At 70.4% G+C, this 22555-nt stretch carries 18 protein-coding genes; 4 read left to right on the top strand and 14 right to left on the bottom strand.

Annotation, left to right across the window (positions count from 1 at the left end):
- Position 1 precedes the first annotated feature (1 nt).
- The 8 genes from ACFYZ8_RS22200 to ACFYZ8_RS22165 all read right to left on the bottom strand — a co-directional run bounded on the left by ACFYZ8_RS22200 (position 2) and on the right by ACFYZ8_RS22165 (position 11881).
- Positions 2-1018 carry an ATP-binding cassette domain-containing protein gene (locus ACFYZ8_RS22200; RefSeq protein WP_359028737.1) on the bottom strand — a complete coding sequence of 339 codons (1017 nt, stop codon included), beginning with the start codon at positions 1016-1018 and terminating at the stop codon, positions 2-4.
- A gap of 131 nt (positions 1019-1149) precedes the next feature.
- Positions 1150-4011, bottom strand: coding sequence for a glycoside hydrolase family 2 TIM barrel-domain containing protein (locus tag ACFYZ8_RS22195; RefSeq protein ID WP_388536916.1), 2862 nt, complete (start codon positions 4009-4011; stop codon positions 1150-1152).
- Positions 4012-4038: 27 nt separating this feature from the next.
- Positions 4039-4908, bottom strand: coding sequence for a carbohydrate ABC transporter permease (locus ACFYZ8_RS22190; RefSeq protein ID WP_359028735.1), 870 nt, complete (start codon positions 4906-4908; stop codon positions 4039-4041).
- On the bottom strand, positions 4905-5873 hold the full coding sequence (locus ACFYZ8_RS22185) for a sugar ABC transporter permease (protein WP_359028734.1): 969 nt from the start codon (positions 5871-5873) through the stop codon (positions 4905-4907). Before ACFYZ8_RS22185 ends, ACFYZ8_RS22190 begins: the two co-directional genes overlap by 4 nt.
- Positions 5874-5893: 20 nt before the next feature.
- Positions 5894-7153, bottom strand: a complete 1260-nt coding sequence (locus ACFYZ8_RS22180) for a sugar ABC transporter substrate-binding protein (protein ID WP_359028733.1) — start codon at positions 7151-7153, stop codon at positions 5894-5896.
- A gap of 230 nt (positions 7154-7383) precedes the next feature.
- Positions 7384-9228, bottom strand: a complete 1845-nt coding sequence (locus ACFYZ8_RS22175) for a glycoside hydrolase (RefSeq protein ID WP_388536913.1) — start codon at positions 9226-9228, stop codon at positions 7384-7386.
- Positions 9229-9264: 36 nt separating this feature from the next.
- Positions 9265-10527, bottom strand: coding sequence for an ROK family transcriptional regulator (locus ACFYZ8_RS22170; RefSeq protein WP_388536911.1), 1263 nt, complete (start codon positions 10525-10527; stop codon positions 9265-9267).
- Positions 10528-10627: 100 nt separating this feature from the next.
- A complete protein-coding gene (locus ACFYZ8_RS22165) occupies positions 10628-11881 on the bottom strand; it encodes a D-arabinono-1,4-lactone oxidase (RefSeq protein ID WP_388536909.1) in 1254 nt (417 codons plus the stop codon).
- A 108-nt stretch (positions 11882-11989) separates the two neighbouring features.
- On the opposite strand from ACFYZ8_RS22165, the gene ACFYZ8_RS22160 reads away from it, so the two are divergent.
- From ACFYZ8_RS22160 to ACFYZ8_RS22145, 4 genes are all read left to right on the top strand, one after another.
- On the top strand, positions 11990-12997 hold the full coding sequence (locus ACFYZ8_RS22160; RefSeq protein WP_388536907.1) for a hydroxyacid dehydrogenase: 1008 nt from the start codon (positions 11990-11992) through the stop codon (positions 12995-12997).
- A 28-nt stretch (positions 12998-13025) separates the two neighbouring features.
- Entirely contained in the window at positions 13026-13712 is a 687-nt protein-coding gene (locus ACFYZ8_RS22155; RefSeq protein WP_359028728.1) for a pyridoxamine 5'-phosphate oxidase family protein, read from the top strand.
- Positions 13713-13774: 62 nt separating this feature from the next.
- A complete protein-coding gene (locus tag ACFYZ8_RS22150) occupies positions 13775-15097 on the top strand; it encodes a radical SAM protein (protein ID WP_359028727.1) in 1323 nt (440 codons plus the stop codon).
- A gap of 355 nt (positions 15098-15452) precedes the next feature.
- Positions 15453-16925, top strand: coding sequence for a cellulose-binding domain-containing protein (locus ACFYZ8_RS22145; RefSeq protein ID WP_359028726.1), 1473 nt, complete (start codon positions 15453-15455; stop codon positions 16923-16925).
- A 1-nt stretch (position 16926) separates the two neighbouring features.
- On the opposite strand, the gene ACFYZ8_RS22140 is transcribed toward ACFYZ8_RS22145, so the two are convergent.
- From ACFYZ8_RS22140 to ACFYZ8_RS22115, 6 genes are all read right to left on the bottom strand, one after another.
- On the bottom strand, positions 16927-17604 hold the full coding sequence (locus ACFYZ8_RS22140) for a GntR family transcriptional regulator (RefSeq protein ID WP_359028725.1): 678 nt from the start codon (positions 17602-17604) through the stop codon (positions 16927-16929).
- An 80-nt stretch (positions 17605-17684) separates the two neighbouring features.
- On the bottom strand, positions 17685-18686 hold the full coding sequence (locus tag ACFYZ8_RS22135; RefSeq protein WP_388536904.1) for a proline racemase family protein: 1002 nt from the start codon (positions 18684-18686) through the stop codon (positions 17685-17687).
- Between the two features lie 34 nt (positions 18687-18720).
- On the bottom strand, positions 18721-19617 hold the full coding sequence (locus tag ACFYZ8_RS22130) for a dihydrodipicolinate synthase family protein (protein ID WP_388536902.1): 897 nt from the start codon (positions 19615-19617) through the stop codon (positions 18721-18723).
- A gap of 31 nt (positions 19618-19648) precedes the next feature.
- Positions 19649-21073, bottom strand: coding sequence for an FAD-dependent oxidoreductase (locus ACFYZ8_RS22125; protein ID WP_388536900.1), 1425 nt, complete (start codon positions 21071-21073; stop codon positions 19649-19651).
- Entirely contained in the window at positions 21066-21365 is a 300-nt protein-coding gene (locus ACFYZ8_RS22120) for a (2Fe-2S)-binding protein (RefSeq protein ID WP_359028721.1), read from the bottom strand. Before ACFYZ8_RS22120 ends, ACFYZ8_RS22125 begins: the two co-directional genes overlap by 8 nt.
- Positions 21362-22549, bottom strand: a complete 1188-nt coding sequence (locus tag ACFYZ8_RS22115) for an NAD(P)/FAD-dependent oxidoreductase (RefSeq protein ID WP_388536897.1) — start codon at positions 22547-22549, stop codon at positions 21362-21364. The genes ACFYZ8_RS22120 and ACFYZ8_RS22115 overlap by 4 nt, the downstream gene beginning before the upstream one ends.
- Positions 22550-22555: the final 6 nt, after the last annotated feature.

Below are 22555 nucleotides of genomic sequence, written 5' to 3'. Positions count from 1 at the left end.
GTCAGACCCCTCCGGCCGCGGGCTCCGCGTGCACGTAGGCCGCCCGCATCACGTCTTCGAGGTCGGCCTCGTCGATGGCGACGCCCGTCACCTCGTACCGCTCGATGACCGCCTTCAACGCCTGGTGCACGGTGGGGGAGTCGACCCCGTCCGGGCTCTTTGGGCCGAAGACGACCTGCGGGCCCTCCTTGCTCAGCACCGCGATCCCGGGCAGCGGGACGACGTCGGTGTGCGCGTCGGCCAGGGTCGCGCGGACCTGCCAGGTGGAGCCGAACTTGCGGCGGATCTCGTCCAGGCTGCCGTCCAGGACGAGCCGGCCGTGGTTGATCAGGACGACCCGCTCGGCGAGCCGCTCCACCTCGGTCATGTCGTGGGTGGTCAGCAGGACCGTACGGCCGCGCTCCTCCACCTGATGGCGCAGGAACTCCCGCACCTGTTCCTTGACCACCACGTCCATGCCGATGGTCGGCTCGTCGAGGAAGACGACCGGCGGGTCGTGCAGCAGCGCGGCGGCCAGGTCGCAGCGCACCCGCTGGCCGAGGGAGAGATGGCGCACCCGGGTGTCCCAGAACGCGGACAGTTCCAGGATGTTGTCGAACTCCGCGAGGCGCGCCGCGTGTTCGGCCTTCGGGACCTCGTAGATGTCCCGAAGGATCGAGAACGACTCGCGCACCGGCAGGTCCCACCACAACTGGGTGCGCTGCCCGAACACCGCGCCGATGTTACGGGCGTTGCGTTCGCGATCCTCGTACGGCACCACGCCCGCCACCCGGGCCTCGCCGGAGGTGGGCGTGAGGATGCCGGTGAGCATCTTGATGGTGGTGGACTTGCCCGCGCCGTTCGGGCCGAGCAGGGCGAGGAGTTCGCCGGGCGCCACGTCGAAGGTGATGTCCGCGACGGCGTGCTTGGCGACCCGCTCCGGGTTGACCAGGGAGCGCAGGGTACCGGCGAGGCCGGGGCGGCGGACGGTGGTGTGGAAGGTGCGGGACAGACCGCGGACCTCGATGCTTCCGGGCACGCTGTGAACTCCCTTGCGGTGAACAAGAGGTGCGGCCGGTCGGCTTGGAGGGCCGACCGGCCGCGGGTACACCATGACCGTCGCAGAATGACGATCACACTGGCAATGGATTAATCCACCGGTGAATTGGACTAATCGATCACCGAGAAGACGAACGAGAACTCCGCGGGCTCGGCTCGCAGCTGGTACTGCGGGAGCGGGCCGGGGCCGCAGGAGGCGGTCCCGATGCCGTGGTGGCCGTGGTCGAGGTTGACCCACACCGTGTCACCGGCCCGCAGATCCGTCAGGTGCGAGGCCGCGTCCAGCTGCTCGGTCGTCCACCGCCGCGCGGTGAAGGAGAACTCCGGGTCGCCCTCGATCCTGAGACCGCCGAGCTCGACCCAGCGGACGTCGGCGCGGGCGCCGTTCTCCTGCGGGCGCAGATACGGCGTCTGGAGCTCGTCCACGGTCGCCTCCCAGCGCCCGACCATGGAGGCCTTCCGGGTGTCCGGGTAGGCCTCGCCGGGACCGCCGCCGAACCACCTGACCTGGTCGGCCTCGGACAGTCCGAGCCGGACGCCGAGCCGGGGCAGTGGCTGCTTCCACTCGCCCTCGGGGCCCACCGACACCGTCAGGCGAAGCCGCGAGCCGTCCGAGGTCCAGCGGTACACCACGCCCAGGCCCACCTCGCGGGCCGCGGGCGCCACCCGGGTCCGGACGGTCAGCGCGTCCTCGCCGACCTCCACCGAGGACAGGCGGTGCCGCATCCGGTGCAGGCCCAGCGTGCGCCACAGCGCGCTGTACTGGATGCCGGAGTTCCACTCCGTGCCCTCGTCGTTGTCGGTCGTCGCCCGCCACACGTCCAGCCGCGGGTTCTCGACGGTGACCCCGCCGATCGCCTGGAGCGCACCGGTACGGGCGTCGAAGGACGCCGGGCCCAGGGTGATGAGCTTCTCGCCGCGCACCGGCCGTTCGCTGGGCGCGACGGAGGGCCGTACCGGCGAGGAGGCCGGGAGCTGGCCCCACGCGACGACATGACCCTTCGACGCCCAGGCCGTGTCGGACGCCAGCAGCGCCCGCACCGTCCACTGCGCCTCCGCGCTCTCGTGCGCGGGCGGCTCCGGCAGCTTCACGTCCGCCGACTCACCCGGTGCCAGCGCCGGCACCGAGAGCGTCCCGGCCTCGACCGCCTCGCCCTCCACCTCGTACGACCACTCGAAGGTGAGGGCGGACAGGTCCGCGAAGTCGTACTTGTTGGTGACCCGTACGGTGCCGTCGGCGCCCTCGATACGGACCGGCTCGATGACCTTCTTGTACTCGATCAGGCCGGGGGAGGGCGTGCGGTCCGGGAAGATCAGGCCGTCGCAGACGAAGTTCCCGTCGTGCAGCTCCTCGCCGAAGTCACCGCCGTAGGCGTAACCCAGCTCGGCGTGCTGGACGCCGTGGTCGATCCACTCCCAGATGAAGCCGCCCTGGAGACGGTCGTACTTCTCGAAGAGGTCCTGGTAGTCGGAGAGACCGCCGGGGCCGTTGCCCATGGCGTGGCCGTACTCGCACTGGATGAACGGCAGTTCGCGGCGCTTGTGGGTGCCGCCGTCCAGCTCCTTGCCGATCTGCTCGACCTCGTCGTGGAAGGCGTACATGCGCGAGTACACGTCGGTGTCCCGGCAGTTCCAGTCGCCCTCGTAGTGGACGAGCCGCTCGGGGTCGCGGCCGTGGATCCACTCGGCCATGGCGGTCAGGCCGCGGCCGGTGCCGGCCTCGTTGCCCAGCGACCAGAAGACGATCGAGGGGTGGTTCTTGTCCCGCTCGACCATACGGGCCGCGCGGTCCAGGAGGGCCGGGGTCCAGCGGTCGTCGTCGACGGGGTTGTCCCGCCAGTCCTGCTCGGTGAAGCCGTGGGTCTCCAGGTCGCACTCGTCGATGACCCACAGGCCGTACTCGTCGCACAGGTCCAGGAAGGCCGGGTGCGGCGGGTAGTGCGAGGTGCGCACGGCGTTGAGGTTGTGCCGCTTCATCAGCAGCACGTCCTCGCGCATGGTCTCCAGGTCGAGGGTGCGGCCCTTCTCCGGGTGCCACTCGTGTCGGTTGACGCCCTTGAACAGGATCGCCTTGCCGTTGACCTTGATCAGACCGTCTTCCAGGACGACCGTACGGAAGCCGATCCTCAGCGGGACCCGCTCGCCCTCGGTGACCAGCTCGCCGTCGTAGAGCCGGGGGCTCTCGGCGCTCCACGGGGCGACCAGGGCCGTCACGGACTCACCGGTGGCGACATCGATGTCGAGGGCGGGCACCAGCACCCGTCCGTCGACGTCGGAGTCGACGCGCAGGGTGCCCTCGCCGGTGAGGTGGTCGTAGGAGGCGTGCACGAAGAAGTCCAGGACGCCGCCCGCCGGGCGGTGCAGCAGGGTCACCTCACGGAAGATGCCCGGCAGCCACCACTGGTCCTGGTCCTCCAGGTAGGACCCGGCCGACCACTGGTGCACACGGACGGCCAGGACGTTGCCCTTGGGCTTCAGCAGATGGCCGACCGCGAACTCGTGCGCGAGCCGGGAGCCCTTGAACTCGCCGATGTCCGTGCCGTTGAGCCAGACCCGGGCGCAGGACTCGACACCGTCGAAGCGGATGACGGCACCGCCGTCCGAGGGCCAGTCCTCGGGGAGGTCGAAGACCCTGAGGTGGTCACCCGTCGGGTTCTCCGTCGGCACGTGCGGCGGGTCCACCGGGAAGGGGTAGAGGTGGTTGGTGTAGATCGGCAGCCCGAAGGCGCCGTCGCCCTGGAGGACCCAGTGCCCGGGGACCGTGACCTCGGCCCAGCCGGCGGCGTCGTATCCCTCCTCGGCGAAGGAGTCGTCCTCGGCGTCGGCGGTCGCCGAGAGCCGGAAGCGCCAGGCGCCGTCGAGGGACAGGGCCTTCGCGTCGGAGGACGCGTACCAGGCGCGGGGCGGGAGGGCCCCGCTGCCGGGTGAGACGTCCTCGACGTAGTCGAAAGCCGTGGTCGTGCGGAAAGACATCGGTCTCCAGGTCCTGAGAGAGAGGTGTCAGCCCTTGATGCCGGTCTGCGCGATCCCCTGGACCAGCCAGCGCTGGAGGAAGAGGAACACGAACACCAGGGGCAGGATGGAAATGGCTGTGGCCATGAAGATCAGGTGGAAGTTGACGGTCTGGTTGGTCATGAAGGAGGACAGGGCGACCTGGACGGTCCAGGAGCTCGGGTCCTGGCCGATGACCAACGGCCACAGGAAGGCGTTCCAGCCGCTGATGAACGTGATCGTGGCCATCGCCGCGAAGAAGTTCAGCGAGTTGGGCACCACGATGCGCCAGTATGCGCCCCAGTATCCGAGTCCGTCCACGCGAGCCGCCTCCTCCAGCTCCTTCGGGAACCCGAGGAAGTACTGCCGGAACAGGAAGCAGGTGAAACCGCTGAACAGGCCCGGGATGATCAGACCGCGGTAGGTGTCGATCCAGCCGAGGGACGAGACCAGCACGAAGCTGGGCACGAAGGTGACGGCGGTGGGGACCATCAGGGTCGCGAGGACGACGTAGAAGACCTTGTTGGCGTGCTTGTAGGGGATCCGGGCGAGGCCGTAGCCGGCCAGGGAGCAGATCAGCAGGGTGCCGATGGTCATGGTGACGGCGATCACCGTCGAGTTCCACATGGACCGGGCGAAGTCGACGGTCGGGTCGTCGAACAGCTCGCTGATGTTGCCCCACTGGAAGGAGGGGAGCAGCTTCCAGTTCTCGCCGGTGATCTCCGGGTCCGTGGAGAGGGAGTTGCGGAGGATCAGGTAGAAGGGGAGCAGGAAGAGCAGGGCGGCGACGCTGACGGCGAGGTACAGGCCCGTGTTGCCGAGGACGCCGCCGCGCTTCTTGCGGCCTTCCTTGCCCATCTGAGGTGCGGTGGTGGTCACTTGGACTCCTCCCCCCTTCCGAAGCCCATGAACTTGCCCTGAAGGAGCGTGACGAGGCAGATCAGCAGCGTGAGGATGACGGCGCCCGCGCTGCCCGCGCCGTAGTCCTGGTTCTCGCCGAGGGCGGTCTTGTACAGGACCATGAGCGGGGTCTGACCCCAGGTCGCCTTGGTCGTGACGATGTTGAAGAACTCGTCGAACGCCTGGTAGGCGGCGACGAGCAGCAGCAGGATCACCGCGGTAGAGGTGGCGCGCAGCTGGGGCAGGGTGATGTACCGGAAGGTCTGCCAGCCGGGCTTGGCACCGTCGATCGCGGCCGCCTCGTACAGCTCCGCCGGGATGTTCTGCAGTGCGGCCAGGAAGAGGATCATGTAGAAGCCGGCCTGCAGCCACAGGCGTACGGTCACGATGACCAGCCAGTACCAGGGCGGGTTCGGGTCGGACAGGTAGGCGATGTTGTCGACGCCGAACCAGCCGAGGACCGTGTTCATCAGGCCGAAGCGGACACCGGTGAAGATGGACATCTTCCAGATCAGCGCGGCGGCGACGTAACTGACCGCGGTGGGCAGGAAGAAGACGGACCGGAAGAACGCCCGCATGAACCGCAGCCGGTGCACCAGCAGGGCCAGGCCCAGGGACAGCGCCCAGGTGAGGGGCACGATGAGCGCGGCGAACACCGTGAACGTCACCAGGGAACCGGTGAAGTTGGAGTTCGTCAGCATGCTCTTGTAGTTGTCGAAGCCGACGAACTTGCTCGGCGTCACGGTGAAGCGCGCGTCGAAGAAGCTGAGCCAGATGCTCCAGAAGATCGGCACGAAGACGAAGATCGCCAGGCCGACGAGGAACGGCCCGGTGAAGAGCCAGAAGTTGAAGGTCGGGTTGCCCCGCAGGCCCCGCCGCGGCCGGGCCTGGGAGGCCTTGGCCGGGGCGGGCTGGGTGACCCCGCGCGTGGTGGTGGTCGACATGTCGTGGATGCTCCGTCGGCCTAACCGAAGAGCTTCTTGAGCTCGGCGTTGACCTTCTTCTCCGCGGTGGCGAGCGCGGCGTTCGGGTCGCCGTTCTTACGGACGCTGTTGGCGAACGCGTCGGTCACGGCGGTGATCATCGCCTGGGTCCAGCCGATGTTGTCGAAGTGCCCGAACTCGTTGAAGAGCTTGACGCCCTCGGCCGGCAGACCCGTCTTGAGCTTGGTGGCGGACTGCGCGATGGAGGTGCGCGGCGGGATGTGGAAGCCGTAGGAGGTGGCCCAGTCCTCCTGGTACTCCTTCTGGTCGATCCACAGCCACTTCACGTACTCCTTGGCCGCGTCGACGTTCTTGCCCTTGGCGTTGACGAACATCGACCAGCCGCCGTTGTAGACCGACTGCTTGCCGTTGTCGCCGACCTTGGGGAAGGGGAAGACGCCGAGGTCGTCGCCGAGTGCCTTCTGCATGGCGGGCATCGCCCACATGCCGCAGAACTGGATGGCGCACAGGCCCTGGTTGATCGCGGACGGGTCCCAGTAGTCGGCCGGGGCGTCGAGGAGCAGGTTGCCGCTGGTGAACAGCTGGCGGAGCTGCTTCATGCCGGCGACGACCGCGTCCGTGTGGAAGGCGGGCTTGTTGTCGGGGGTGAGGGTGTCGGCACCGGCCGACCAGATGAGCGGGTTGATGGCCGGGGTGAGGTCGTTGCCGAGGAAGAGGCCCTTGACCTTGTTGGTCGTGAGCTTCTCCGCCGCCTCGAGCAGCTCGTCGAGGGTGGTCGGCACGTCGACCTTGGCCTTCTCCAGCATCGACTTGCGGTAGAAGAAGAACTGCGGGTCGTCGATCATGCGGACGCCGTATATCTTCCCGTCCACCGTGTGCGACTTGATGTCGGCCGGGTTGAAGTCGTCCTTGACCGGGGCGATGATGTCGGTCAGGTCCGCGACCTGGCCGCTCTTGACCATCTGGATCTGCGGGTGGAACTCGAAGACGTCGGGTGCGTTCTTGGTGAGCAGGGATGCGAAGAGCTTCGCCTCGAAGTTGTTGCCCGTGATCCAGTTGGTGGTCACGTTGGCCTTCTTGTACGCCTTCGCGTACCGCTTGATGGCCTGCTCCGTGCCCGCCTCGCCGTAGGCGTGGAAGAACTGGACGAGCGCGTCGCCCGATCCGCTGCTCCGGCCCGTGTTGCTGCCGCACGCGGCCAGCCCGCCGGCGGCGGCCAGGCCCATCGCGGCTCGCAGAACGTTTCGACGGTCCCAGTTGCTGTTGCTCAATGCCGACATGCTGACGTCCTTGTCTCGAATACGGCTGCGGCTCTGTGCCTTGGCTCTGCGGCTCAGCGCCAGGTGGCTCAAATGATCCTGCGGTGCGGGACGTTAACCTTCGGCTAAGCCTTCGGCAAGGGGTTGGACGAAGTCTGCACGAAGCGTTGTGTGGCGTTCGGGATACCGGACGCCCCGGGGTCGCGGCCCGCCGCACCAGCGGTCCGCAACCCCGTTGCAGAGGTGATGCGTTACTGCTTGGACCAGGCCTGGTTGGTCCCGCCGTTGCAGGTCCACAGGCCGACCTTGCTGCCCTCGGCCGTCGCCTGTCCGCCGACGTCCAGGCACCTGCCGGACGCTTCGCTGACGACTTGGCCGTTGGAGTTCAGCAGCCATTGCTGACTGCCGTCACGGGTCGCCTCGGGGCTCGTCGTGAGCCCCGAACTCCCCGCCGTCAGATAGCCGTTCACGCCCTTCAGGCGGCCCTTCGCGTCGTACGACCACACCTGCTCGGCCCCGCCGGTGCAGCTGCTGATCGCCGCCCCGGAGGTGTCCGCGGTCAGGCACTTGCCGGACTGTTTGCCGACCAGCGCGCCCGTGACCGCCGACGTGCCGTGGCCCTTCTGGTCGAGGACGTACGTCGTGATGGACCGGGCCGGCAGGGTCGCCGAGGCCGTGCCGCCCTTGACGGACGGCTTGGTGACGTTCGCCCAGCTCTCGGTCGCCGAGGTCCGCACGGCCTTGCTCGCGCGCACCGGCGCCTTGCTGTTGAAGTGCAACCGCACGGCCGTGTCGGTGGTGTTGTGGTTGTTGACCACGGCGACCCACGTGCCGTGGTCGTCGTACGCCGACACCTCGACGCCTTCCGGTACGCCGGTCACGTTGTGGGCGACCGAGCCCGGCCGGACGAACTTGCTGTACTGGCCGAGCGCGTAGTAGCGCTTGGTGTAGTACAGGGTCTGGTTGCCGTTGGCGGCGTAGTTCGGGTCGTAGTAGATCAGGCCGTCGTTCCAGCCCTCGGAGTTCTTCGCGAGGGGATCGGAGCCGATCATCTCCGACAGGGCGACCCACCACTGGAACGCGGAGTCGTGCGCGGTCGCGAAGTCCTTGTAGATGATCCGGGAGAGGTTCAGACCACCGTCGATCGTGGGGTCGTACTCCTGCGCCCAGCCCGTGCCGCCGTTGCCGAAGCAGCAGATCTCCGTGGACCAGGACTGCTTGCCGACCGACTTGGACGTCTCGTAGATCTTCGCCCGCTGGTCGTCGCCCGGGTTGTTGTACGTGTGGTGGGCGAGCTTGTCGACGTACTGGGCGGTGCCCGGCTGCGAGATCCACTGCGGGACCTCGGTGTTGAAGCTCACCGTGGAGCTGGACTCGTCCGCGATGATGCCGGTCCTCTGCTTCCGGGCCTGCTGCTCGGCGCCCAACGCCCGCACGATGTCGTCGCGTTGGTCGACCGGCACCAGCATGCCCTCCTGGCCGCAGTCGCCGAAGCTGTTGGTGGGCTCGTTGAAGGGGCTGATGTAGTCGAACCGCACGCCCTGTTTCGCGAAGTGGTCGGTGACGTCGGCGACGTACTTCGCGTAGTCCTGCTCGTTCTCCGTCTTGAGATAGCCGCCGCAGCTCTTGGCGTTGGTCTTCCACTGCGCGGGCGCGCTGTTGACGAAGGCGATCAGGTCCTTCACGCCGTACTTGGCGGCCGCGTACAGGAAGGTACGGCCCGCCTTGTCCTTGCTCCAGTCGTACGACCCGTCGTCCTTCAGGAAGTCCTCGGGGGCACGCGGCGCGTAGGTCACGCCGGTGCCGCCACCGCCGATGTTGTAGCGGTAACTGCTCAGCGCCAGGCCGTCCTTGGAGAACAGCAGCTTGGCGACCTTGGCCTGGACCTTCGGGTCGAAGTTCTTCAGGTCGTTGACCCACCAGGCGCCCGAGGCACCGATGTTGTCGATGGTCTGGGCGGCGTGCGGGGACACTTCGGCCACCGTGGGGGTGGAGGCCGACGCGGGCGGAGCGGATATCAGGGGTCCCGCGACAGCGAACGCGGCTGCGGCTGTCAGCAGGGCAGATCTCTTGCGGTGGAGGTGAGACACGTGCATCCCTTCCGTCGTCATGAAGGTGGTGCGGTACGGCTCCTAGCGGGGGTTGTGCGTCTTGGATCTCGTGGGGGTCGTGCGCTTTGCCGCCGACCTCTGCCCGACCGACTGGAGGGCGCCTTCGAGCGCGAACGTGGCCGCGCCCAGGCATGCCGGGTCCGTCGGGATCGGGGAGAGGACGATCTGGGTGGCGGCCATCGGCCGGGGCAGCGCGTGCCGGGCGACGGCCTCGCGCACCTCCGCGACCAGGGGCTCGCCGAGGGCGGCCGCGACCCAGCTGCTGAGCACGACCACCTCGGGGTTGAACAGGTTGACCAGGTGCGCGATGGAGGCGCCCAGATAGCGGGAGGTGTGCCGGACGACCTCGACCGCCACCGGGTCCCCGGTGACCATCCCCCGGGCCAGCGCGGCGATCGTCGCCGTCTGGTCGCCCGGGTGCAGCAGCTCGCTGTCGGGGCTCAGCTCCCGCAGGTTCAGCATGATCCCGGGCGCGCCGACGTACGTCTCCACACAGCCGTGGTTGCCGCAGCGGCACAGGCGCCCGTCCAGGACGATCGTGTTGTGGCCCCACTCGCCCGCGCTGTTGGAGACACCGCGGTGCAGCGCGCCGCCCAGCACGAGCCCGGCGCCCACGCCGGTGCCGAGGGTGACCACCACCGCGTTCCCGCTCCCGCGCGCGGCCCCGAACCACAGCTCGGCCACGGCGACGGCGCGCAGCGGGTTGTCGAGGTAGAGCGGGTAGGCGATGTACTCGGAGAGCAGGTCGAGCAGCGGCACGTCGTGCCAGTCCCAGTTGGGCGCGTACTCCGAGATGCCGGTCGCGCGGTCCACCTGTCCGGGCACGCTCACGCCGACGCCGAGGACCCGGGCGCCCTCGATCCCGGCCTGCGCGACCACCGAGCCGACGGCGGCCGCGACATGGCTGACCACCTGCTCCGGGAGGCTCTCGCCGGGGCGGACGTCCTCCTCGGCGCGGGCCAGGACGTTCAGCGCCAGGTCGAACAGCTCGACGTGGACGTACGTCTCCGCGATGTCCACGCCGATCAACGCGCCCCCCGACGCGTTGACGGCCACGAGCCCCCGGGGGCGCCCCCCGGCCGACTCCTCGAAGCCGACCTCCGTGATCATCCGGAGGTCGAGCAGCTCGCCCACGAGCGTGGCGACGGTGGCCAGACTCAGCCCGGTGGCCGCCGCCAGCTCCTGCCGGGACGTGGGCGACTCGGCGATGATCTGACGCAACACCTCGTAGCGGTTCGCGGTGCGGATGTCGCGTGATGTGCGCTTCACCGGGCCTGCCCCCATCCCTTTCGCTCATGCCGGGACGACAGTGGCACCGGCGCGGCGCAAGGCTATGGGCTGCGGTGGACTTTGTACAAGGGGTTAGGAAAGGGGCTTTATAAAGTCAGTCGGTGAGTACGGCCCGGACGAAGGCGTTGGCGAATTTTGCCTCGGGGTCCAGCTCACGCGCCAGCTTCCGGAAGTCGCCGAGCCTCGGGTAGCGCTCGCGCAGGATCTCGGCGGGCGTGGTGAACACCTTCCCCCAGTGCGGCCGGGCGTCGAAGGGCTCCAGTGCCTCCTCCAGCCGGCGCACCACCGGAAGGACGGCCGCGGTGTCCTCGATCCAGGTGAAGTGCAGGGCGACGGTGTCCCGGCCGTAGGAGGGACTCAGCCACTGCTCGTCGGCGGCCACGGTCCGCACCTCGCAGATCTGGAGCACCCCGGCGACCGTCTCCCGGACGGCGTCCACCGCGTGCAGCGCCTCGACCGCGTGCTCGCGCGGCAGGAGGTATTCCGACTGGAGTTCCGATCCGCTGCTCGGCGTGAACTCGGCCCGGAAGTGCGGCAGTCGGTCGTGCCAGGGCCCCGGCACCCCGAACTGCTCGGTGCAGTTGACCGCGGGCATCCCCGGCACCGGGTGCATCTTCTCGGTCGCGGGCGCGGCCCACGGGAAGTCGGCGAGCGGCTGGTCCGTCCGCCGCTTGACCCAGACCTGCCGGAAGCCCTGCGCACGCCAGTCGGTGAACAGGCTGACGCTGTACGCCGTCGACATGACCGTCTCGAAGACCGCCGAGTCCAGCCCCGCGAGGGGGAGTTCGGTGAAGACGTACTGCTCCACGTCGAAGGACGGCACGAGGTCCAGGGTGAGCGCGGTGACCACACCGAGCGCGCCCAGCGAGGTGACCGCGCCGCCGAAACGCGGGTCGTCCCGGCCGATGGTCAGCACCGAGCCGTCCGCCGTGACCAGCTCCACCTCGCGCACGGCCGACGAGAGCGGGCCGTTGCCCACGCCCGAGCCGTGGGTGCCGGTCGCGACCGACCCGGCCACCGAGATGTGCGGCAGCGACGCCATGTTGGGCAGCGCCAGGCCGTGGGCGTACACCGCGCCGGCCAGTTCGGCGTACCGGACGCCGCCCGAGACCCGTACCGTACGGGCCGTGCCGTCCACGTCGACCACCGGCGGCAGGTCGGCGATCGACAGCAGGACACCCTCGGGGCCCGGCTCGGCGATCTCGTTGAAGGAGTGCCCGCTGCCCAGCACCCGCACCCGCGCGCTGTCCGCGACCAAGGCCCTGACGCTGTCCAGCGAATACGGCCGGTGCAGCTCCTTGGCGGAGTAGGTGATGTTCCCCGCCCAGTTCGTGATCGTCTCCGACATGTCCGTCGTTCCTCCCGGGAGTGCGTATGCGTTGACCCTCTCATTTGTCGGGGCCTACCGTAGAGAACGGTTTCTACAACCTTTCGGCAGGTCTGGAGGATCACCACCTTGCCCGAGCGACCCCAGGCGCTGTTCGCCATGACCGCCGAGAACGTGCCGCTCGTCTTCCCGCCCCCGGTGCTGGCGCGCCTGCGGGAGTCCGTGGACATCGATCCCGCGCTGGTGGCCGAGGACCTCACCGACCCGGCGCTCAAGGACGTCCTGGCCCACACCGAGATCCTCGTCACCGGCTGGGGCTGCCCCCGCCTGGACGCTGCGGTCCTGGACGCGGCCCCGAGACTCCGGGCGGTCCTGCACTCGGCGGGTTCGGTCAAGGGCTTCGCCGGCCCCGAGATCTGGCGGCGCGGGATCGCCGTCTCCTCGGCCGCCGAGGCCAACGCGGTGCCCGTCGCCGAGTACACGCTGGCCGCGATCCTCCTAGCCGGGAAGGACGTCTTCGTGCGCCGCGAGCGGCTGCGCACCGAGCGGGCCTCTCCCGGCTGGGGGGTCGTGCCCGGGATCGGCAACCACGGGCGGCGGGTCGGCGTGATCGGGGCGTCACGGATCGGGCGCAAGGTGATCGAGCTGCTGCGGCCGTTCGACCTCGCGGTGAGCCTGACCGACCCGTACGTCGACGAGGTGGGCGCGCTGGAGCTGGGCGTGCCCCTGCTGCCGCTGGACGACCTCCTGCGCGGCTCGGAGATCGTGACCGTGCACGCCCCGGAGACCCCTGAGACCCGGCACCTGATCGGCCGCCGCGAGCTGGCGCTCATGCCGGACGGAGGGGTGCTGATCAACACCGCGCGCGGGAGCCTGGTCGACACGGACGCCCTCGTGGACGAACTGCGCACCGGCCGCCTGAGCGCGGTCCTCGACGTCACCGACCCGGAGCCGCTGCCCGCCGACTCGCCCCTGCACGACCTGCCGGGCGCCTTCGTCACCCCGCACCTCGCCGGGTCCCAGGGCAACGAACTGGCGCGGCTGGGCCTGGCGGTGGTGGAGGAGGCGGAGCGGGTGGTGTCCGGGGGAGGGGTGGCGTACCCGGTGGCGTTCGAGACACTGGAGCGCGGGGCGTGACGCGAAGGCGTAGGTAGCCTGCGTGGTCATGAGCCCCGAACCCCACCCCGAACGCCTCCCCGCATCCCTTCCGCAGACCGACCTCACCCGTCACCGGCGTCTGCGCGAGCAGGGCAGCCTGGACCGGGCGGACCTGGAGGCGATCCTCGACGCCGGGTTCGTCTGTCACCTGGGCGTGGTGGTGGAGGGGCGCCCGCTGGTCGTGCCCACCGTGTACGGGCGGGACGAGCGGCAGCTTCTTCTGCACGGCTCCGTGGCCAGCCGCAGTCTCGCGGGCGGTACGCCGGTCTGCGTCACCGTCACGCACGTCGACGGGCTGGTCCTCGCGCGCTCCGTCTTCGAACACGGCGTCAACTACCGCAGCGCCATGATCCACGGCGAGGCCCGCAAGGTGACCGACCCCGAGGAGAAGCTGGCGGGGCTGCGTCGGCTGACCGAACACGCCACGCCCGGACAGTGGTCGTACGCCCGCCGGCCGAGCCGGAAGGAGCTCGCGGCCACCACCCTGCTCGCCCTCCGCCTCGACGAGGCCTCCGTCAAGATCCGCACCGGCGCGCCCGACGACGGGGACGGACCCGACGCCGAGCTGGGGCTGTGGGCGGGTGTGCTTCCGCTCACCTCGGTGTGGGGCGCGCCGGTTCCCGACCCGATACTGCCCCCGGAAACGCCCGTACCGGCCCATATCGCACGCCGTGAGGGGACCCGGCACGGTTGATGTCGGTGCGAGGGCATACCGTGAGGAGTCGGTCGTACGTCTGAGCCGGGAGGAGACACGGGATGGGCAGCCGTACCGCGCTGGTCGAGGATCTGATGGAGCGGTTTCCGCAGGTACCGCGGGAAGCCGTCTTCAAGGAGGACCTGCTGCGAGGTGGCGTGGCCTTCGACCCGTCCGCCCTCAGCGACAACGAGTCGGGTGAGGTGAAGCCGAAGTCGTACTTCATCTTCTCCTTCGACCACGGCACCCTGCCGGAGCTGGGCGAGGCCGCGCTGCGCAGGCCACCGGAGGAGATCATCCTCACCGGCGGGCCGTACGACCTGAGGCGGACCGTGGTGTCGGTGCGGGTGAACCCCGCCTCGCCGTACCGCGTGGCAGCCGATGACTCCGGCATGCTCGGGCTCTACCTCGACGGCAAGCGGATCGCCGACGTCGGTGTGCCGCCGATGCCGGAGTACTACAAGCACAAGCTCTCCAGCGGGAAGTCCGTCATGGAGGTCGCCCCGACCATCCAGTGGGGCTACCTGATCTATCTGACCGTCTTCCGGGTGTGCCAGTACTTCGGCGCCAAGGAGGAGTGCCAGTACTGCGACATCAACCACAACTGGCGCCAGCACAAGGCGGCCGGGCGGCCGTACACGGGCGTCAAGGACGTGGACGAGGTCCTGGAGGCGCTCGAGATCATCAACCGGTACGACACCGACAAGATCTCCACCGCCTACACGCTCACCGGCGGCGCGATCACCTCGAAGCTCCAGGGCCGTGACGAGGCCGACTTCTACGGTCTCTACGCCAAGGCCATCGAGGAGCGCTTCCCGGGCCGCTGGATCGGCAAGGTCGTCGCGCAGGCGCTGCCCAAGGACGACGTGCAGCGGTTCAAGGACTACGGCGTGCAGATCTACCACCCCAACTACGAGGTGTGGGACGAGTACCTCTTCAAGATGTACTGCCCGGGCAAGGAGCGGTACGTCGGCCGGGACGTGTGGCACAAGCGCATCCTGGACTCGGCGGAGGTGTTCGGCCCGCGCAACGTGATCCCCAACTTCGTCGCGGGCGTCGAGATGGCGGAGCCCTTCGGCTTCAAGACGGTCGACGAGGCCATCGCGTCCACCACCGAGGGCCTGCGTTTCTTCATGTCGCACGGCATCACGCCGCGCTTCACCACCTGGTGCCCGGAGCCGACGACCCCGCTCGGCAAGGCCAACCCGCAGGGCGCGCCGCTGGAGTACCACATCCGGCTGCTCCAGGCCTACCGCCAGACCATGGAGGACTTCGGCCTCTCCTCGCCCCCCGGCTACGGCCCGCCCGGCCCCGGCCGCGCCGTCTTCTCGGTGAGCTCCTTCATGGACAGCCTTCCGGCGGCTCCGGAGCCGGTCGAGGTCTGACCCGTCGGAGCAGGGAGAGCGCGGCACTTCGGAGCCGCCCGAGGTCAGGTCCGCGCGGCCGCCGACCCCGGGCGGCTCCTGCGGTTTCCGGCTTGTCCTTCGGCGAGCGCATTGACCACGATGGCTGGTTCCTGTGTGGCGGAATTGATACGTTCCCGCTTCCGGTCCGTAGAAGAGGACGTGACTCCGCGCAGTGGTGTGCCGTGGGGGAGTGGACCGAACCATCGGTAACCGATTTGAATAGCTTGCTTGTCAGTTGTGTGGGAGACGTGAAAGGCTCCTGTCCTGCCGCGAGGTTCCCCCCAACTCCTTTGCCAGTATGGCGAGTTGACCTCGCTTTCGATGCAGGAGACCCATGCCCGACCTGCCGACCCCCCAGGACGCCGCCGAGGCCGCGCTGTTCTCCGAGTGCTGGGATGCCGTGCTGTCGTACGCCGATCTGTGCACGGCCGGCTCCACCGCCGCCACGGAACTGGCCACGGAGGCATTCTCCCTGGGCATGCACGAGGCCCGGGACGCGGAGGCCGCCGTCCGCGGCGGAGGCCGCCGTGCGGCCCTGCTGCCCCGAATACCCCTGCTGCTGACCGCCGTTCGCACCACCGCGGCGGAGTGGGAGAGGCGGGGCCAGGGCCACCGGCTCGACCCCGACCTGCGGCTGTGGCTCAACTCCGACAAAGCCGCCCGCTACACCGGCCCGCCGCTCCAGCGCCCCATCGCCCTGCGCGGACTGCGCGATCTGCAGGCGGCGGACGCCGAACTGCTGTGGCTCGCCGAGGTGGAGGCCCTCCCGCTGCCCACAGTGGCCCGCAGGCTCGGCCTCGACCCGGCCACCGTCGGCGACGAACTCGCCCAGGTGCGCCGCCTGTTCCGGGACCGCAGCCACCGCAACCATCTCGACATGCCGATGGACGCCCAGTGCCGCAGCTACGCCCGGCTGCTGGACGCCGTCACCCGCTCCACCTCCGGTGACACCCCCGGCGACCTCTCCCGCCATCTCGCGCGATGCCGGCAGTGCGCGGAGGCCGCCGCCTGTCTGCGGCTGCACGGTGGCGGGCTGCCCGCGGCCCTCGCGGGCGGAGTGATCGGCTGGGGCGGGCTCGCCTATCTGGAGCGCCGCCGCCGGGCCGCCGAGGTACGCCTCGGTGCCGGACGCCCCCTCGCCCTGGAGAGCGGACCCCCCGACCCCGGCGCGCACAAGGCGAAGGTCGTGCGCAACGGGCTGCTCGTCGCCGCTGTCCTGGTCTCCCTGCTCGCTCTCGCCGTCTCGATGATGCCCGGCGACGACATGAAGAACGGCGCCGCGAAGCCCGGCGTCTCCACCGAGGGCGAGCCGGTGGCCAACCCCACCTCCTCCTTCCCCGCCGTCACTTCGCGGGCGCCCGGCTCGGCGAAGCCCTCCGGAACACCCACGGGGAACCCGTCCGCCTCCGCGGGGACGAAGAAGTCCGACCCGGAGCCCCAGGGCACCTCCTCCGCCGGCGCGGAGGGACCGGAGCCCAGCGAGAGCGTCACACCGACCTGCCGGGTCGAGTACTCCCTCGTCAACCAGTGGCCCGACGGTTTCCAGGCCGAGGTCACCGTCACCACCACCGAGGCCGTCGGCGACTGGCAGGTCACCTGGTCCTTCAAGGACGGCCAGAAGGTGACACAGATGTGGGACGCGGACTTCACCCAGACCGGCGCGAAGGTCACCGCGAGCGCCGCCGACTACAACAAGTCGGTCCCCGCGAACGGTTCGCTCTCCCTCGGCTTCCTCGCCTCCTGGCAGGGCAAGAACGCCCCGGCGTACGACTTCTCCCTCAACGGACGGGAGTGCGCCAAGTCCTGAACTACGGCGCCGCCCACAGCCCCCGCACATGACCGATGTGCCGGGTCATCACCTCCCGCACCGCCTCCTCGTCGCGGGCGGCCAACGCGTCGAGGAGTTCGAGGTGCTCCTCGGCGGAGGCCAGCAGACGGCCGGACTTCACCAGCGGAGTGAGGCCGTACAGCCGTGACCGCTTGCGGAGGTCACCGACCACCGCCACCAGGTGGGCGTTGCCCGCGAGGGCGAGCAGGCCGAGATGGAAGCGGGTGTCGGCCTCGACGTACGCGATGAGGTCACCGGACACCGCCGCCTGGACGATCTCCCGGGCGGCCGGACGCAGCGCCTCCAGGGAGACCGGGTCGGCGGTCGAGGCCAGTTCCACGGTGGTGGGGATCTCGATGAGCGAGCGGATGTGGGTGTACTCGTCGAGCTGCTCGTCGGAGACCGCCGTGACCCGGAACCCCTTGTTGGGGACGGTGTCGACCAGGCCCTCCTTGACGAGGTCGAGCATGGCCTCGCGCACGGGTGTGGCCGACACACCGAAGCGGGCGGCGAGCGCGGGCGCCGAGTACACCTGCCCCGGCAGCAGTTCGCCCGCGATCAGCGCGGCCCGCAGCGCGTCGGCGACCCGCTCCCGGTAGCTGCTCTTCTTGCCGCCGAGGACGGGCAGAGCGGGGGTGCTGAGTCGCTGGGCGGCCATGAGAGGCATCTCCTAGTGGTGCAATGTCACGTGGTGCAATGTCACGCGGTACCCGGCATTATCCTCGACCGGCACAGCGCTCAGAGGACGAATCCCGCCGGGAACGGATCGGTCGGGTCGAGCAGGTACTGGGCCGTGCCGGTGATCCACGCGCGCCCGGTGAAGCTGGGCAGCACTGCGGGGCGGCCCGCCACCTCCGTGGTGCCGAGGAGCCGGCCGGTGAACCGCGTCCCGATGAAGGACTCGTTCACGAACTCGGTGTGCAGCGGGAGTTCACCGCGGGCGTGCAACTGGGCCATGCGCGCACTGGTGCCGGTGCCGCAGGGGGAGCGGTCGAACCAGCCGGGGTGGATGGCCATCGCGTGCCGGGAGTGCCGGGCGGTGGCGCCCGGTGCGATCAGATGGACGTGATGGCAGCCCCGGATGGACGGATCCTCCGGGTGGACGGGCTCCTCCTCGGCGTTGATCGCCGCCATGAGGGACAGCCCCGCCTTCAGGATGTCGTCCTTGAGGGCCCGGTCGAAGGGCAGCCCGAACTCCTCCAGCGGCAGGATGGCGTAGAAGTTGCCGCCGTACGCCATGTCGTATGTCACCGTCCGCCCGTCGGCCAGTGCGATCGTGCGGTCCAGGGCCACGGCGAAGGACGGCACGTTCCGCAGCGTGACGTTCTTCGCCCGGCCGTCCTCCACCGCGACCTCCGCGACGACCAGCCCCGCCGGGGTGTCGAGCCGGATCGTGGTGACCGGCTCGACGACCTCGACCATGCCGGTCTCCACCAGCACGGTCGCCACCCCGATCGTGCCGTGCCCGCACATCGGCAGATAGCCCGAGACCTCGATGTAGACGACACCCCAGTCGCAGTCCGGACGGGTCGGCGGCTGGAGGATCGCCCCGCTCATCGCCGAGTGCCCGCGCGGCTCGTTCATCAGCAGCTGCTTGACGTCGTCGCGGTGCTCACGGAAGTACAGCCGCCGCTCGTTCATGGTGGCGCCCGGGATGGTGCCGATCCCGCCGGTGATCACGCGGGTGGGCATGCCCTCGGTGTGCGAGTCGACGGCGTGCAGGACGAGTGTGCTGCGCATGACGCTCCTGGTGATCGGGGGGACGGTTCGAGGCTCAGGCGAGTCCGGCCGCGAGCGCCTTCTCGGTGGCGGCCCGCACGACGGCCTCCTGCTCGGGCAGCAGCGGGACCCGCGGCGGACGGCACCTCCCGCCGTGGCGGCCCACGACGTCCATCGACAACTTGATCGCCTGCACGAACTCGACCTTGGAGTCCCAGCGCAGCAACGGGTGCAGCTGCTCGTACAGCTTCTTCGCGGTGGCGAGGTCGCCGCTCACGGCCGCCCGGTACAGCTCGACGCTGGACCTCGGCAGCGCGTTCGGGTAACCGGCCACCCAGCCCTTCGCGCCCGCGAGCGCCAGCTCCAGCAGGACGTCGTCGGCGCCGATCAACAGGTCGAGCTCCGGGGCGAGTTCGGCCAGCTGGTAGGCGCGGCGGACGTCACCGGAGAACTCCTTGACCGCGCGGACGAACCCTTCGGCGTGCAGCTTGGCCAGCAGCTCCGGCACCAGGTCGACCTTGGTGTCGATGGGGTTGTTGTACGCCACGACCGGCACGCCCGCCTTCGCGACCTCGGCGTAGTGCGCGAGCACCGACCGCTCGTCGGCACGGTAGGCGTTGGGCGGCAGCAGCATCACGGACGCACAGCCCGCGTCACGCGCCTGCTCGGCCCAGCGGCGGGACTCCGCCGAGCCGTACGCGGCCACCCCCGGCATCACCCGCTCACCGCCGATCGCGGCCACGGCCGTCTCCACGACCCTGGCCCGCTCCTCGGGCGTGAGCACCTGGTACTCGCCCAGCGAGCCGTTCGGTACGACACCGTCGCAGCCGTTCTCGACCAGCCAGGCGCAGTGCTCGGCGTACTTGTCGTAGTTCACGGACAGGTCGTCGCGCAACGGGAGCGCGGTGGCGACGAGCACACCGCGCCACGGGCGGAGGTCGGTGGTGGTCATACGGATCCTCTCCATAGAGTGTGACATTGCACTAAGCCTGCCCGGACTCCCCGGACTCCCCGGACTCCCCGGACTCCCCGGCCCGCGCCAGCACGCCCAGCGGCACCGGCCGCGCGATCGGCCTGCGCCCCGGCGCTTCCGCGCACCCGGCGACTCCGGCCACCCCGGGCCCGCACACCCGGCCCTGGCACCAGCCCATCCCGGCCCGCGTCAGCAGCTTCACGGTCCGCAGATCACCGGCCCCCAGCTCGCGCACCGCCTCCCGCACCGCACCGGCCGGCACCTCCTCGCAGCGGCACACCACCGTCTCGTCGGTGACCTGCTCGGTCCAGTGCGCGGGCGGCGCGTACACGGACTCGACGGCGGCGAAGAAGGCCCGCAGTGCGCTCCGGGTCCGTGCGGCGGCCGCCCACTCGCCCGGGTCCGGCGTCCGCCCTGCCAGCCGCGCCGCGATCGACCGTCCGGCGATGTGCCCCTCGGCGAGTGAGAGGGCGGCACCGCCGATGCCGGTGGTCTCGCCCGCCGCCCACACGCCCGGCACGTCGGTGCGCTGCTCGTCGTCGACGTACACGTCCGTCCCGTCGACCCGGCAGCCCAGCGCGTCGGCGAGGTCGGTGTGCGGCAGCATGCCGTGGCCCACGGCGAGGGTGTCGCAGCCGAGGCGCCGCCGGGTCTCCGGGCGCACCCGTCCGTCCCGGTCCAAGGCCGCGATCGTCACCGCCTCCAGCCTCTCGGTGCCGAGCGCCTCCACGACGGTGTGGTGGAGCAGCGTACGCACCCGGTGCCGGAGCAACTGCCCCGCGTACCGGGCGCCTTCGGCCACCTTCTCCGGCCGGCCTGCCAGCGCCCGGGAACGCCGTACGAACGACGTCGGGTCGGCCGAGTCGACCAGCGCCGCGACCGTCGCGCCCGCCGCGGCGAGTCCGGTGGCGACGGGCAGCAGCAGCGGCCCGGTCCCGGCGACGACAGCGGTACGGCCGGGCAGCACGAGCCCGCCCTTGAGCATGGCCTGCGCCCCGCCCGCCGTGATGACGCCCGGCAGGGTCCAGCCGGGGAAGGGCAGCACCTTCTCGTAGCCGCCGGTGGCGAGGAGGACCGCGTCGGCGCGCACCTCGGCCGGAGCCTCCTGCCCGGGGCCGATGAGGGCGTGCACGGTGAGCCCGGCCGTGCCCCGGCGCTCGGCGAACCAGACATGATGGTCCGTCAAATGCCGTACGGAACCCGCCTGTACGTGAGTGCGCAGTCCGTCCCGCAGTCGCTCCCAGGTGCGCCACTGATGGTGCAGTGCCTGCGGGCGACGGGCCCCGAGTCCCGGCGCGGGCTGCCGGTAGAACTGTCCGCCCGCCTCGGCGGCCGCGTCGATCAGTGTGACGTGGATGCCCCGGGCGGCCGCCGCGAGGGTGGCCGCGAGCCCGGCCGGGCCCGCGCCGATCACCGCCAGGCTCGGTTCACTCATGGCGGCCCGTCCCCTCCTGTGTGCGGATCGTGTCGCCCGGCCGCAGGGGCAGCAGGCAAGCCCGTTGGTTGGGACGGTCGTTGACGGTCACCAGGCAGTCGAAGCAGACGCCGATACCGCAGAAGATCCCGCGCGGGCGGCCCTCGCCCCGGGTGGTGCGCCAGGACGTGATCCCGGCCGACCACAGCGCGGCGGCGACGGTCTGGCCGGGCAGGGCCTCGATCTCCCGCCCGTCGAGGGTGACGGTGAACGCGGGGCCGGGCTCGGCGCGCACCAGCTCCAGCGGATTCACGAGGCCTCCCGGGAGTGGGGCGAGGTGGCGGGCGAAGACCCGGGCGGGGGGAAACGGTCGGGACGGAAGGGGGCGAGATCGAGAGACGGGGCCTGCCCGGCCAGCACCTGGGCGATCAACTGCCCCGTCCCGGTGGACAGTCCGATGCCCGCGCCCTCGTGCCCGCACGCATGGAGGAGTCCCGGCACCCGCGGGTCGGGGCCGATCGCGGGCAGGTGGTCGGGCATGTACGGCCGGAAGCCCAGGTACGTCCGCATCGCGTGCACCCGCTCCAGGAACGGGAACAGCCGGGTCGCGCCCGCCGCCAGCGCACGCAGCGCCGGCAGTGACAACGACCGGTCGAATCCCACCCGTTCACGGGTCGCGCCGATCAGGACGGGCCCCGCCGCCGTCCCCTCGACGACCGGCGAGGTCTGCAGGGCCGCCGAGTCGCTGGCCACGTCGGCCACGTAGTCGGCGGCGTACACCTTGTGGCGGACCAGACGGGGGAGCGGCTCGGTGACGAGGACGAAACCGCGCCGGGGGAGCACGGGGAGGCCCGCACCCGCCAGCGCGGCCAGCTCACCGCCCCAGGTCCCGGCGGCGTTGACGACGTGCGGCGCGTGGATCTCGCCCCGGCCGGTCCGCACCCCGCGCACGGCACCGCCGGCGCCACGCAGCACCTCGGTCACCGCCGCGCCGGTCAACAGGCGCGCACCCGAGGCCCGTAGGAGATGAGCGGCGGCCAGTGTCGGCATCACCTGCGCGTCCTGGGGGTACAGCACACCGCCCGCGAGTCCGGGCGCCAGGTGGGGCTCCAGATCGCGGAGTTCGTCCGCGCCCACCCGCACCGCCTCGACCCCCGCGGCTCGTTGCCCGCTCGCGAACCCCTCCAGCGCCACGAGGCCTTCCGGGGTGGAGGCGACGACCACGCCGCCCTTGAACTCGTACTCGATCGCGTCGCCGACCTCCTGCGCCAGGTCGGCCCACAACCGGCCGGAGAGCAGGGCGAGTTCGAGCTCGGGCCCCGGTTCCTTGTCGGAGACCAGGAGATTGCCCTCGCCGGCGCCGGTCGTGCCGCCTGCCACCGGGCCGCGGTCGACGACGATCACGTCGAGGCCCGCCCGGGCGGCGTACAGGGCGCAGGCCGCGCCCACCATCCCGGCACCGACGACCACGACATCGCAGGTCAGTCGCTTGGTCACGCCAGT

The sequence above is a fragment of the Streptomyces sp. NPDC001668 genome, from assembly GCF_042893155.1.
Classification (GTDB): Bacteria; Actinomycetota; Actinomycetes; order Streptomycetales; family Streptomycetaceae; genus Streptomyces.
This window is presented reverse-complemented; position numbering and strand designations above follow the sequence as displayed.